The 13,070-nt window shown below is 72.7% G+C and carries 11 protein-coding genes and 2 pseudogenes; 2 read left to right on the top strand and 11 right to left on the bottom strand.

From position 1 onward, the window contains the following. Nucleotides 1–18 precede the first annotated feature (18 nt). The 6 genes from JT362_RS10635 to JT362_RS10610 all read right to left on the bottom strand — a co-directional run bounded on the left by JT362_RS10635 (nt 19) and on the right by JT362_RS10610 (nt 6,415). Nucleotides 19–1,395 carry a putative T7SS-secreted protein gene (locus JT362_RS10635; RefSeq protein WP_260190924.1) on the bottom strand — a complete coding sequence of 459 codons (1,377 nt, stop codon included), beginning with the start codon at nt 1,393–1,395 and terminating at the stop codon, nt 19–21. Beyond that, nucleotides 1,395–1,769: a WXG100 family type VII secretion target gene (locus tag JT362_RS10630; protein ID WP_260190923.1), complete on the bottom strand. Its 375-nt coding sequence runs from the start codon at nt 1,767–1,769 to the stop codon at nt 1,395–1,397. Before JT362_RS10630 ends, JT362_RS10635 begins: the two co-directional genes overlap by 1 nt. Beyond that, on the bottom strand, nt 1,766–2,989 hold the full coding sequence (locus tag JT362_RS10625; protein WP_260190922.1) for an MFS transporter: 1,224 nt from the start codon (nt 2,987–2,989) through the stop codon (nt 1,766–1,768). The genes JT362_RS10630 and JT362_RS10625 overlap by 4 nt, the downstream gene beginning before the upstream one ends. Nucleotides 2,990–3,036: 47 nt before the next feature. Next, the gene (locus JT362_RS10620) at nt 3,037–4,236 is read right to left on the bottom strand and encodes a serine/threonine-protein kinase (RefSeq protein ID WP_260190921.1); all 1,200 of its coding nucleotides are present in this window, start codon (nt 4,234–4,236) and stop codon (nt 3,037–3,039) included. A gap of 169 nt (nt 4,237–4,405) precedes the next feature. Then, nucleotides 4,406–5,590, bottom strand: a complete 1,185-nt coding sequence (locus tag JT362_RS10615) for a fumarylacetoacetate hydrolase family protein (RefSeq protein WP_260190920.1) — start codon at nt 5,588–5,590, stop codon at nt 4,406–4,408. Between the two features lie 42 nt (nt 5,591–5,632). Continuing rightward, nucleotides 5,633–6,415 carry an SDR family NAD(P)-dependent oxidoreductase gene (locus JT362_RS10610; protein ID WP_260190919.1) on the bottom strand — a complete coding sequence of 261 codons (783 nt, stop codon included), beginning with the start codon at nt 6,413–6,415 and terminating at the stop codon, nt 5,633–5,635. Nucleotides 6,416–6,500: 85 nt separating this feature from the next. On the opposite strand from JT362_RS10610, the gene JT362_RS10605 reads away from it, so the two are divergent. Next, nucleotides 6,501–7,352: a helix-turn-helix transcriptional regulator gene (locus JT362_RS10605; protein ID WP_260191047.1), complete on the top strand. Its 852-nt coding sequence runs from the start codon at nt 6,501–6,503 to the stop codon at nt 7,350–7,352. Between the two features lie 84 nt (nt 7,353–7,436). Here the strand turns inward: JT362_RS10605 and JT362_RS10600 are convergent. The 5 genes and pseudogenes from JT362_RS10600 to JT362_RS10580 form a co-directional block, all read right to left on the bottom strand. Next, nucleotides 7,437–8,345, bottom strand: a pseudogene (locus tag JT362_RS10600) (enolase C-terminal domain-like protein); the annotation flags it as partial. A 121-nt stretch (nt 8,346–8,466) separates the two neighbouring features. Then, nucleotides 8,467–10,254 (bottom strand): thiamine pyrophosphate-requiring protein, encoded by a 1,788-nt coding sequence (locus JT362_RS10595; RefSeq protein WP_260190918.1) that lies wholly within the window; start codon nt 10,252–10,254, stop codon nt 8,467–8,469. A 25-nt stretch (nt 10,255–10,279) separates the two neighbouring features. Further along, on the bottom strand, nt 10,280–10,780 hold the full coding sequence (locus JT362_RS10590; RefSeq protein WP_260190917.1) for a PPC domain-containing DNA-binding protein: 501 nt from the start codon (nt 10,778–10,780) through the stop codon (nt 10,280–10,282). 181 nt (nt 10,781–10,961) lie between these two features. Then, nucleotides 10,962–11,183: pseudogene (locus JT362_RS35575) on the bottom strand (hypothetical protein); the annotation flags it as partial. Next, nucleotides 11,077–12,285: an FAD-binding oxidoreductase gene (locus JT362_RS10580; protein ID WP_375546477.1), complete on the bottom strand. Its 1,209-nt coding sequence runs from the start codon at nt 12,283–12,285 to the stop codon at nt 11,077–11,079. The gene JT362_RS10580 and the pseudogene JT362_RS35575, both read right to left, overlap by 107 nt. A gap of 264 nt (nt 12,286–12,549) precedes the next feature. On the opposite strand from JT362_RS10580, the gene JT362_RS10575 reads away from it, so the two are divergent. Further along, nucleotides 12,550–13,068, top strand: a complete 519-nt coding sequence (locus tag JT362_RS10575) for a DUF2231 domain-containing protein (RefSeq protein WP_260190914.1) — start codon at nt 12,550–12,552, stop codon at nt 13,066–13,068. The last annotated feature ends 2 nt before the right edge of the window (nt 13,069–13,070 follow it).

Genomic DNA, 13,070 nt, shown 5'->3' with positions numbered 1-13,070 from the left:
GAGCGGTGCTCCAAGCGGTTAGTCGAACGGGTTGAGGGCACTGCCGACGTCGCTGGCCACGTCCCCGACCGCGTTGGCGGCGTCCCCGAGGGTATCGGTGACCTCATCCGGGTCGACGGTGATCTCGAAGCCCAGCTTGGCACCGACGCCGAGGCCGACGCCCGCCTCCGCGCCGATCGTCCACTTGCCGTCCTCGTTCTTGCCGAACGTGGCGCTGGCCTCGGCGCCCGCGCCGGCCCACGCCTCGCCGGTGAGCCCGGCACCGACGCCGCCGACGTCACCGTGGATCTCGCCGGTGGCCCGCGCGCCGGCGAACGCCTCGGCGCCGACGTTCACGCCGTCCATGCCGATCGATCCCTTGACGCCGGCCTCCGCGCCGACCATGCCCTGGGCCGAGCCGCCGACCTCGGCGATCCCGTAGTGCGCCGAGCCCTCGGCGGACGCCTGGGCCAGGTAGGCGCCGGCCTTGGCCTGGCCGGTGATGCCGTCCTGGCTGATCCCGGCGCTCGCACTGGCCTCGGCACCGAGCACCTTGATCCCGGCCTGACCGGCCAGGGTGACGTCGCCGATCTGGGTCGCGCCCTTCGCGTCGGCGCCCCACAGGCTGACCTCGGCCTTCCCGCCGACCAGGGTGACGTTGACGCCGGGGCCCTGCTTCTTCTGGAACTGCTCGCCCCACTGGCCGTAGCGGGCGAAGCGGTTGCCCTCGCCCTGCTGGCGCTCGGCCTTCTCCAGCCAGCTCTCGGTCGCCTTGATGTCGACGGCGACCTTCTGCGGCCCGTTCTTCTGCACGAACTGCGCCGGGCCGCTCAGCCAGCTCGGCACGTTGTCGCCCTTGCCGCCCTGCTTGTCGATGGCCTCGGCGTTGGTGTCGCCGGCCGTCTTGAGCTGCTCGCGGGCGCGGTCGAGGATGTCCTTGGCCTGCTGGCGCTTGGCCGCGCCCGGGTCGGTGAACCGGCCGCCGATGGGCTGCGGGCCGCTCGGGGTACCGGGGAACGCGTTCGGGTCGGTGCCCGGGTTGAACGAGCCGCCGTCGGCCTCGAAGTCGCGGATCGCCTGGTTGGTGGCCGCCACGCCGTCGTTCCACAGGTCGATGGCCTCGGCGGCCTGGCCCTGGGCCCAGGTCAGTGTGGAGGAGTGGCTGTCCAGGGTGCCGGCGGCGGAGCGCATCGCGTCCCGGGCCAGTTCCCAGTTGGCCTTCTCCGGGGTGAACTTGTCCCAGAACTCGCTGCTCGCCGGGCCCTCCCAGTCGGGGATGCGGACGTTGCCGAGGTCCTGGGCGACACCGTCCATGGTGTCGGCCTTGGTGCGCAGCGCGTCGGCCGCGTCGGTCACCTTGCTCGGCTCGCCGGGGATGAGCTCCTTGGGGTCTTCGGTCTGCCCGAGCTCCGCCATCAGTTCACCGCCGTCGGGGTCGGGGCCGGGCCGGGACTCGGGCTCGGTTCTGGATGGGCCGGGTCGAACGTCTGGGAGTGGTTCTCCTCCTGCTGCTCGTACACGGTGGCGCAACCGACCAGCGCCTCGCCGGCCGAGGCGGAACGCTGCTGCAGGATCTGCTTGGCCAGCTCCCAGGTGGTGCAGAAGGCCTTGAGCGAGTCGGCCACCTTGCCGTGGCCGTACGCGCCGGCGTCGCCGGGGACGTCCTCGAGGTTGGTGTCGTCGGCGGCACCGATCGCGTCGCCGATGTCGTTCGCCGCCGTGCGGAGCTGATCAGGTTCTACCCGGTAACCGTCCATGCCGTACCCGTCGTTGTTGCCGAACGCGTTCACTTGGCCACACCGACGCGCGGCGAGTCGTCCCGGTTCCCACTGTTTTCGATCAGTTCCGGCCGGCGGCTCAGCCACAGCGCCGCGGACAGTGTGACAGCCGCGGCAGCGATGTACAGGATTCGGAAGTCGATCGTCGCGATCGCGAACGCGCCGAACGCGTGGGCCAGCGGCTGCGGCGCGAACAGCAGGAGCGTGACCACCGAGGACACCCGGCCCTGCAGGTCGTTCGGTGTGGTGCGCTGGGCGAGGTTGATCACCGCGACCACCGTCCAGGGCAGCGCGAACCCGAGGACGAAGGCCCCGACCAGGGCGGCCGGGAGCAGGGCGGTGAGGTACAGCAGGTACCCGAGCGCGCCGTTGACCAGCCCGAGCACGGCCAGCCGGCGTTCGCCGAGGCGCCGCACCAGTCGGCCGCTGACCAGGCCGGCGACGACCGAGCCCGCGCCGAGCAGGCCGGTCAGTACGCCGAGGAACCCCGGCGGCTGGTGCAGCGCGTCGACCAGCTCGTACTGGGCCGCGGTGACACAGCCGGCGACGACCATGGCGACCGCGGCCGCGACGGCCGTCGACCGCAGCACCGGCACCGCGCGGACGTGCCGGAACCCGGCGAGCAGCTCGGCCCGCCAGCGCCGCCGGGTACGGGTGGGCTTCGGCTCGTCGAAGCGCAGGCGGGTCATCGCGAACGCGGCGAGCGCGAACGTGGCGGCGTCGACCGCGGCCACCGCTCCCCCGCCGACGAGCACGTACAGGCCGGCGCCCAGGGCCGGGGCGACGAGCTTGCCGCCCTCCTGGAGCGCGAGCCGCAGACCGTTCACGCTTCGCCGGACGTCGGGCGGCAGCATCACCGCGAACAGCGCGTTCTCCGCCGGGTCGACCAGGACCAGCGAGATTCCGTAGGCGAGCATCGCGGCGTAGATCAGCCAGACGCGGCCGGCGGAGTCGACCAGGAGCAGCGGCAGTAGCGCGGCCGAGGAGGCCAGGTTGACCAGGACCAGGAAGCGCCGCCGGCGGACCCGGTCGACGAGCAGTCCGGCGAGCGGGCTGAACAGGGACGGTGCGTAGATGCACACCGCGACCGCGGCGGCGGCGCTGCTGCTGCCGGTGAGGGACTTGACCCAGATGCCGGCGACCAGCGTCATCGCGCTGCTGCCGATGAGCGACGCGGCCAGGCCGAGGAGGTAGATGCGCGCGTTCCGCCGGTGTGCCGCGTCGGTTGTCACGGGCACACTGTAGCGTCTTGTTTGCAGTTAAGTTGAGCCTCGCAGGCTCAATGCCCGTTCTTCCTGGCCTTCTCCTTCGCCTTGTCACTCGCGTTCTCGTTCGGGCCCCTGTCCTTGGCCGGATCGGGGGCCTTGCCGGGCGCTGCCGGAGGCGGGGCCTTCCTCGTCGCTGACGGCGCGTGCTCGGTGGTCACCGTTCCGACGGCGGGCGCCACCGGGATCCGGGTGTGCCGCCCGATCGGGTCGCGCGGGGTCGTGTCCTGGGTGCCGCCGGGCTGGGTGCTCGTCGGCTCCGGCCCGCCGACGGGTTCGCCGGGAACGACGTTGGTGGCGGCCGACAGGCTGAGCACGGTGGCGCCGACCAGCACCGCCGCGCTGACCGCCGCGTGCACCGCCCGGAGCCGTCCGGCGGCCGGCCGCGGTGCCGGGATCTTCGCCAACGGATCGCGGGCGAGCGCGGTGAGCAGTTCGGCGCAGCGGGCGGCGTCGGGCCGGTCGGCCGGGTCCCACTCGGTCATCGCGGTCAGCAGGCCGCGCCACGACGACGAGAGGTCCCGGGGCACCCGCGGCCGCCGGGACAGGCGGGCGACCGCGGCCTCCGCGGTGGTGCCGGTGTACTCGGGCTCGCCGTTCAGGCATTCGAGGAGGACGAGGCCGAGCGCGTAGATGTCGGCCTCGGGGCCGGTGTCGACGTCGGTCACCTGCTCGGGCGCGAGGTAGGCGGCCGTACCGACCAACTCGCCGGAGACGGTAAGATGCGCCGCACCGAGCGCCCGGGCGATCCCGAAGTCGGCGAGGTAGGCGTCCCCTATGTCGTCGACGAGCACGTTGGCCGGCTTGATGTCTCGGTGCACGACGTCGTGGTCGTGGATGTAGGCGAGCACGTCGGCGATCCGCGCCCCCATCCGCGCGACGGTGATCGGATCGATGGGCCCGCCGTCCAGAAGCCGGCGCAGCGTGTCGCCGCGGACCAGTTCCATGACGAGGTAGGGCCGATCGTCGTCGAGGCAGACGTCGTGCACGGTGACCAGTGCGGGATGGGACAGCCCGGCGAGTAAGCGGGCCTCGGCGCCGAACCGGTACAACGCGATCCGGCTGTCGCTCGGCACGAACCGTTTCACCGCGACCTCGCGCCCGAGCATCACGTCCACGGCGGCGTACACGGCCGCGCCACCACCGCGACCGAGCAGCTCACCGAGCCGATACCGCCCACCGAGCAGGCCGTCGGACTCGCCCTTGAGTTCCACCGCCCAGACCCCTTCTTCCCGACCTGGACCCCGTGTACCCCGGACTGTTGAACCCGAAACCATTGTGGCTTATCAGGTGAGAAAAGAAAGGACCCCGCAGTGCCGACAGGTCGGGGGTCCGCCGGCGCCTACGGGGTCAACCGGCTCATCGCGATCACCGAGGCGCGCGTTACAGGACGCCTCGGGCGGCCAGATTTCGGAACAGGTCGGCGGTGCCGAAGGTCCACGGTTCGCAGGTGTCGCTCGGGCGGATGCGGTTGACCAGGGTGCCCAGGCGCGGCGTGGAGATCGCGACGATGTCGTCGGGGTGGTGGGTGAAGCCCTGGCCTGGTGCGTCGCGGTCGTCGACGGGGGCGTACATGGTGCCCAGGTAGAGCACAGCACCGTCGGGGTACTGATGCGTGGGGTTCACCAGCTGGGACACCAGGTCCTCGGGGTCGCGGCTGATCTCGTGCATGGAGGACGTGCCGTCGACGTGGTGGCCGTCGGTGCCGTCGACGGTGAGGGTGACGACGGCGGAACGGAGGTCGTCCAGGACGAAGTCGGGGTCGAGGAGGCGGAGGAACGGGCCTATCGCGGCGGAGGCGTTGTTGTCCTTGGCTTTCGGCAGCAGCAGGGCCGAGCGGCCTTCGATGTCGCGCAGGTTCACGTCGTTGCCGAGGGCCGCGCCGACGATCCGGCCGGCGGACGACACGGCCAGTACGACCTCGGGCTCGGGGTTGTTCCATCGGGAGTCCGGGTGCACGCCGGCATCCGTCGCGGTGCCCACGGCGGACAGGACCGGCGATTTGGTGAAGATCTCCGCGTCGGGGCCGATGCCGACCTCGAGGTACTGGCTCCATACTCCGCGCTCGGACAGCACGCGCTTGACCTCGGCCGCTTCCGGGGAGCCGGGACGCAGGTCGGCGAGCGTGCTGTCGTCGCCCAACAGTGCCTTGATCTCGGCACGGACGGACGCGGCACCGGCGGCGTCGCCGCGGGTGCGTTCCTCGATGACGCGTTCCAGCATGGAGACGGCGAACGTGACACCGGCGGCCTTGACGACCTGGAGGTCGACGGGGGCGAGCAGCCAGGGGCGCGCGGGATCGCGGTGCTCGGCGGGGGTGTTGGCCAGGAGGGTGTCGAGGTCGCCGACCACGTCGCCGGTGGCGGCGCGGAGGGCGGTGGCGGGGTCGGGGGTCTCGCAGAGGTCGCGGACGGTCGGGAACGTCGCGGTCACGTCGTGGACGCCGTCAGGGCGGACGGCGACCACGGACGGGCCGCCGAGGTCGGGCCGCCAGACGCGGCCGACGAGCGCGCCGGAGGCGCCGTCCTCGGGCAGGGTGACGGCCGCGGTGGGTGGGAAAGCAGGCATGTCACCTTCCTAACGGATCAGCGGCGGTGGAAGACAACCTTTTCAGGCGCCCGCGCCGCCGTCGACCGGCACGATCGCGCCGGTCACCATCGACGCCCGGTCGCTGAGCAGCCACGCGGCCACCTCGGCCACCTCGCGGGGCTCGGCCATGCGCCCGAGTGGCGTGACCGCGTTGATGCGCTCGATGACGCCCGGCGACGCGGCTTCCCAGTCGTCGATCATCTTCGTCGCGGTGCCGCCGGGGGTGATGCCGTTCACCCGGATCCGCTGCCGAGCCCAGGTCACGGCGGCGGATTCGGTGATGCTGTCCAGCGCGCGCTTCATGGCGCCGTACGCGGGGAGTTCCGGGTTGGCGCGGCGGCTGCCGATGCTGGAGGTGTTGACGATGGCCCCGCCCTCGCCCCGGCGCATGAGCTCGGCCTCGGCCGTCATCGCGGTCCAGTGCGCGCGGAAGCTCACCGCGAACTGCTCCTCGACGTCCTCGTCGCTCGTCGTGTCGAGCGGGCCGGGCCGCTGGACCGTCGCGCCGTTGTTGAACGCGCCGTCGAGCCGGCCGTGCAGTTCCCCGACGCGGTCGACGGCGGCGCGGATGCTCGCCCGGTCGGCGAGGTCCACGGTCACCGCGTCGGCGACGCCGCCGTCGGCGCGGATCTCGGCGACGATCCGCCGGAGGGCGTCGGTGCCGCGGGCGGCGAGCACGACGGCCGCGCCTTCCCTGGCGAAGAGCCGGGCCGCGGCCGCGCCGATGCCGCGGCTGGCGCCGGTGATGAGCACGACCTTGCCGGTGAGCAGGCCGACCGGTGCGCTGGTGCTGTTGTTCGTCATGGGGACAGCGTCGGCCCGGGCGCCGGGCGGAGGCAGGCACAGGCTGTACCAGGCTCGGTCGCCGCGCCGGGTGCAGACTCGGGGTATGGACAAGCAGGAGCTCGGGGCGTTCCTCCGCAGCCGTCGCGAGCGGCTCCGGCCGGAGGACGTCGGCCTCCCGTCGGGCCCTCGGCGCCGGACACCGGGTCTTCGGCGCGAGGAGGTCGCGGTCCTCGCGCACATCTCCACCGAGTACTACGTCCGGCTCGAGCAGGGCAGGGCGCCGCGGCCGTCGGCCGAGGTGCTCGCCGGGATCGCGGGCGCGCTACGGCTCACCGAAGCCGAGTCCCGCCACGCCCACGTCCTCGCGGGTACCGTGCCGAGCCGGGTCTGGACGCACCGGCGGGACGTGCGCCCGAGCATCCTCGCGCTCATCGAGCGGCTGCCGAGGACGGCCGCGATCGTGGTCTCCGCCGCGTTCGAGGTACTCGCCTGGAACGGCCTCGCGGCCGCGCTCCTGGAGGACTTCGGCGCGCTCGACCCGCACGACCGCAATCTCGCGCGCCGGGCGTTCCTCGGACCCGCGCATCCCGGCGCGACGCTGTACGGGATCTCCGACGCCGCCGAGTTCCGGCACAACGTCGTGACGGAGCTGCGCTCCACCCTCGCCCGGTACCCGTCCGACCCGGCGGTGACCACCCTGGTCGACGAGTTGCGCGCCGGCAGCGCCGAGTTCGCCCGGCTCTGGGAGCGGCACGACGTGCGGGTCGCGCCGGTGCTGACCAAGACCTTCCGGCACCCGGTCGTCGGCGAGCTCACCGTCGACTGCGACCAGCTCACGCTCACCGACCGCGACCAGCACCTCGTGCTCTACAGCGCACCGACGGGATCCCCGGACACCGAGGCACTGGCCCTGCTGGACGTGTTGGGCGCCGAGGCCGATGCCTATCGGCGTTAGCGGACGCGGTACTTTCTCGGCGGTGTCGGTGCGGAGGGTCAGGCCGTGGCCCGGGGCCGACGTCGACGGGGTGACCGTGCCGCCGGCCGGGTCGAGGGCGCCGTCGAAGAAGGCGGACTCGATGCGGTCGTGGTCGGCGAACCACTCCAGGTGGCGGATGTTCTGGGTGGCCACGGCGGCGTGCGCGGACACGTTCGGCGCGCAGTGCGCGGACACCTCGAGGTTGTGCGCGGCGGCCAGGGCGGCGATCCGCGCCCACTCGGTCACGGCGCCACAGCGGGTGACGTCGACCTGTACGCAGTCAACCGCTTCGGCGTCGATCATGCGGGTGAAGTACGCCAGGTCGTAGCCGTACTCGCCGGCGGTGACGTCGGCCGGGGTGGCCGAGCGGACGCGACGCAGGCCAGGCAGGTCGTCGCTGGAGACCGGTTCCTCGAACCAGTGCACGTCGGCGGCGGCCAGCAGGGCACCGACGCGGCGGGCCTGGCCGACGGAGTAGGCGCCGTTGGCGTCGACGTAGAGGTCCGCCTCGGGGCCGATCACGTCCCTGGCGTGCCGGACCCGGGCCAGGTCGCGCTCGACCTCGGTGCCCCACGACTCGCCGATCTTGATCTTCACGCGGGGGATGCCCCGGCCGTGCACCCAGGCGTCGAGCTGTTCGGTCAGCTCGGACTGCGTGTACGTGGTGAAGCCGCCGCTGCCGTACAGCGGCACCGACTCGTGCACCCGGCCGAGCAGCCGGGCCAGTGACAGGTCGGACAGCCGCGCGGCGAGGTCCCACAGTGCGAGGTCCACCGCGGACATCGCGCACGACACCAGGCCGGGGCGTCCGGCGTTGCGCACCCGGCGCCGCATGTCGAGCCAGCGGGCCGGGACGTCGGCGGCCGACCGTCCGGTCACGACGGGTGCGAGCAGGCCGTCGACCACCTCGACGGCCGACGCGTCCACATAGGTCCAGCCGAGGCCGGTGACGCCGCCGGCCTCGGCGTGCACCAGCACGATCGTGGTCGCGTCCCAGCTCAGGGTGCCGTCGGCCTCGGGGCCCGCGGTGGGTACGCGGTACGCGGTCGCGGTCACCGCCGAGACGGGTGGCTCGTCGGCCAACGATCCTCCCTCAGCGGCTCGGCAGGAACTCCTGCGCCTTGGTCTTGATGCCCTGCACGATCAGGTGCCACGCGTTCGGGTCGCCCTTCACCACGGCCTCGGCCGCGGACTTCGCCTGCTCGAACGTGGCGTGCGGCGGGATCGGCGGCATCTCCGGGTCGCAGCGCACGTCGAGCAGCACCGGGCGGTCGGCCGACAGTGCGCGGTCCCACGCGGGCCCTACCCCGTCCGGGGTGTCGACCGAGATGCCGTCCAGGCCGAAGCCCCTGGCCACCGCCGCGTAGTCGATGTCCGGGATGACCTGGGACTCCTCGAACTTGGGGGCGCCGCCCATCGCCCGCAGCTCCCAGGTGACCTGGTTCAGGTCGTTGTTGTGGAACACGCACACCACGCACCTCGGGTCCGACCACAGGTCCCGGTACTTGGCGATCGTCATCAGCTCGGCGAGCCCGTTCATCTGCATCGCGCCGTCGCCGACCAGGGCCACGACCGGGCGGTCCGGGTGGGCGAACTTGGCGCCGATCGCGTACGGCACGCCGGAGCCCATGGTCGCGAGCGTGCCGGACAGCGAGCCGCGCATCCGGCCACGCATCTTCAGCAGCCGTGCGTACCAGTTGGTCGACGAGCCGGAGTCGGCGGTGACGATCGCGTCCTCGGGGATGCGCGGCGACAGCTCCCACACCACCCGCATCGGGTTGACCGGGTCGGCGTCGAGCATCGACTGCCGTTCCATCGTCTCCCACCAGCCGGCGACGTTCTTCTCCACCGTCTCGCGCCAGGACCGGTCCTCGGTGCGGTGCAGCATCGGCAGCAGCGCCCGCAGCGTGCGGGCCGAGTCGCCGACCAGGTTGACCTCGGTCGGGTACCGCATGCCGATCAGGCCGCCGTCGATGTCGATCTGCACCGCGCGGGCCTGGTCGAACTCCGGCATGAACTGGGTGTACGGGAAGTTCGAGCCGACGATGAGCAACGTGTCGCAGTCGCGCATCAGCTCGTAGCTCGGCCGGGTGCCGAGCAGGCCGATCGAGCCGGTCACCCACGGCAGGTCGTCGGGCAGGACGTCCTTGCCCAGCAACGCCTTCGCCACACCGGCACCGGTCAGCTCGGCGACCTCGCGGACCTCGTCGGCGGCGCCGCGCGCGCCCTGGCCGACCAGGATCGCGGTCCGCTCCCCCGCGTTGAGCACGTCGGCGGCCCGCCGCAGCTCCGCCTCGTCCGGCACCACCCGGGCGTTGACGTGGCTCGGCGCGCTCGACGGGACCTGCTTGAACGCGTGCTTCGGCGCGGTGTACGCCTCCTCCTGCAGGTCGCCGGGGATGATCAGGGCGGTCGGCGCCCGGGAGGCCTCGGCGGTGCGGATCGCGCGGTCGAGCGCGTTCGGCAGCTGCTCGGCGACGTTCACCTCGACCAGGTACTCGCTGGCGACGTCCTTGAACAGGCTCTGCAGGTCGACCTCCTGCTGATAGCTGCCGCCCATCGCGCTGCGCGCGGTCTGGCCGACGATCGCCACCACCGGAACGTGGTCGAGCTTGGCGTCGTAGAGGCCGTTGAGCAGGTGGATCGCGCCCGGGCCGGAGGTGGCGAGGCAGACCCCCACCTTCCCGGCGAACTTCGCATAGCCGACGGCCTCGAACGCGGCCATCTCCTCGTGCCTGGCCTGGACGAAACGCGGCTTGTTCCCGGACTTCCCCAGCGACGCCAGGATCCCGTTGATGCCGTCGCCCGCGTAGCCGAACACCTGCTCGACCCCCCAGTCACGCAGCCGGCCGACGAGGTGGTCGCCAACGGTCTCGGTCATGAATGTTCTCCCTGTCCGATGTGGGTCACGGGGCGAGGCCGTGCCGTAGTGGTTCGCCGTCGTCGAAGAGGTCGCCGCCCTTGCTGGACGGCAGGTCGATGAGGGCCAGGCCGATGTCGGGGCGGTAGCGCCGGCGCAGGTGGGCCGGTGACTCCGTGACCATCACCTCGAGGGTCGGGCGGACCGTGGCGTTCAGCAGGTGGCCGCCGCGGGTGGTGCCGTCGCGCAGGCCGAGCACCGCGTGCACGTGCAGGGCGACGTCGTCCTGGTCGTCCCGGCCGATGTCGCCGACCAGCGACAGCACCTCGGCCTGCTCGTCGACCGGGAGGTGCAGGTACTCCTTCGCGTCGAGGTCGAAGAAGCCGAGGGTGGCGGTGCGGAACGCGCCGATCGCGGTGAGGCCGGCGGCGCGCACGTCGTTGTCGGCGGCGAACGCGGTGAGCGCCTCGGTCACCGAGTCCGACTCGTCCAGCACCACCGCGAACACCCTCGGCGGTCCGTCGGTGAGCATCGTGCACGCGGCCATGGCGCTCTCCTTCCCGGCTGGGCTCGGTTCAGGCGTGCCCGGTGCGCGCGCCGGGAAACCTCGCCCGGCGCCGGGCGAGCACACCGGCCAGCACGGCCGGCGCCGCGGCGGTGAGCAGCGCGAGAACACGGGCGGCGCGGCCCGGCCGGGCGGGCCGGTCGGCGGCCGGAGCGCGGTCGCGCAGGCCCGACGCGAGCAGCTCGGCCAGGTGCACCGGGCGCCGGTCGGGCTCGGCGTGCTCGATCTGGGTGCGGCAGCTGAAGCCGTCGGCGAGCACGAGCGTGTCCGGGTCGGCGTCACGGACGGCCGGGAGCAGCTTGTCCTCCGCGCACGCCATGGACACCTCGTAGTGCCCGCGCTCGAAGCCGAAGTTGCCCGCCAGCCCGCAGCAGCCGGCGTCCAGCACGTCGGCGCAGGTAGTCGCCGAGCCGTTCTGGCGGCACCGCGGCGTCCTCCCAGCCCTCGTGGGTCTCCGGCCCGTCCGGCGGGTAGGCGGTGGCGCCGAGACCGGCCTCGCGCGCCGCCCACATCTGCTTCTCCTCGTGCGGGTCGTGCACGAACGACGCACTCACCGAGTCGCCGAGGTCGTCGATCAGCGCGCGGGCCTTCGCGTCGGCGGCGTCCTGGTCGTCGCCGGAGAACTGGACCATCAGCCAGCCGGAGCCCGCCGGCAGGTGCTGGGCGGCCTGCTCGGCGAGCGCGCGGCTGTGCTCCAGCTCGATGAGCCGGTGGTCGAGCCCCTCCAGCGCGGTCGGCTCGTGCGGGTTGACCCGGGGCACGGCGTCGGCGGCGACCGTCACGTCGGGGAAGCCGAGCACGACCAGGGTGTCCGCGCCGGGCGTCGGCGCCAGGTCGAGCTCCGCGCGCAGCACGGTGACCAGCGTGCTCTCGCTGCCGACGAGGGCCCGGGCGACGTGGAAGTGGTTCTCGTCCAGCAGCGAGTCGAGGTTGTAGCCGGACACGCGCCGCGGGATGTCCGGGTACTGGGTGCGGATGCCGACACGGTGCCGGTCGCGCAGCAGCCGCAGGCCCCGGTACAGCTCGGCGCGGCGGCCGCCCGCGGCGAGGATCGAGCGGTACTCCTCGTCGTCGGTCTCGCCGACCCACATCCGCACCCCGTCGTAGGTGAGCACCTCCAAGCGCCGCACCGAGTCGACCATCTTGCCGTAGGCCTGGGCGGACGCGCCGCAGGAGTTGTTCCCGATCATGCCGCCGATCGTGCAGCTGACGTGCGTGGACGGCTTCGGGCCGACGCGCAGGCCGTGTTCGGCGAGCTGGGCGTTGAGCACGTCGAGCGCGATGCCCGGTTCGACCACGGCGGTCCGGCGCTCCCGGTCGACCGACTCGACGCGGTGGCAGAACTTGCTCCAGTCGAGCACGACGGCGGTGTTGCAGCACTGGCCGGCGAGGCTGGTGCCGCCGCCCCGGGACAGCACCGGCACCTCGTGGCGTCGGCACACGTCGATCGCGGCCACCGCGTCGTCGACGGTTCTCGGCGCGACCATGCCGATGGGCACCTGGCGGTAGTTGGACGCCGCGGTGGAGTACGCGGCGCGGGTGCCGGAGTCGAACCGGACCTCGCCACCGACCTCGGCCAGGAGGTCCCGTTCGAGTGTCGTGCCCACGTGGTTCCCTCCCGCCTTCGGTGACGCGCAGCCGAGGGGCGGGTTTCCGACGTCGGAGCGGGAAAACCTGACAGTTCCGCAAGGTTTCGCGGGTCGCCGGTTCGGCTACTCGGGTGTCGACCCGGTCCGTCAGGGAGGCTCATCATGCGCAGCCGCGCCCGGTTCGCCGGGCATGCCGTCCACCCCATGCTCATCGTCTTCCCACTCGGCCTGTTCGTGACGGCCGTGGTGTTCGACGCCATCCACCTGCTGAGCGACTCGGCGAACTTCGCCGTGGCCGGCGCGTACACGACCGCGGCCGGCGTGATCGGTGCCCTGGTCGCGGCGCTGTTCGGCTGGGTCGACTGGTTCTCCATCCCCGCAGGGACCAGGGCCAAGCGCATCGGCCTGGTGCACGGGCTGGGCAACATGGTCGTGCTCGTGCTGTTCGCGGTGAGCTGGCTGCTGCGGCTGGACCGGGTGTCCTGGGAGCCGACCGTGACCTCGTTCGTCATCGCGCTCGCCGCGCTGGCGGTCTCCGGCGTGACCGCCTGGCAGGGCGGAGAGCTGGTGGAACGGCTCGGCGTGAGCGTCGACGAGGACGCCGGCCTGGACGCGGACAGCTCGCTCAAGCGCAGCGTCTCCCGGCCCGCGCGCACCGACCCGGCGGCCGGGCACGGCTGAAC

Origin of the sequence: Actinophytocola gossypii, from assembly GCF_025165815.1 — a bacterium.
Taxonomy (GTDB): Bacteria; Actinomycetota; Actinomycetes; order Mycobacteriales; family Pseudonocardiaceae; genus Actinophytocola; species Actinophytocola gossypii.
This window is presented reverse-complemented; position numbering and strand designations above follow the sequence as displayed.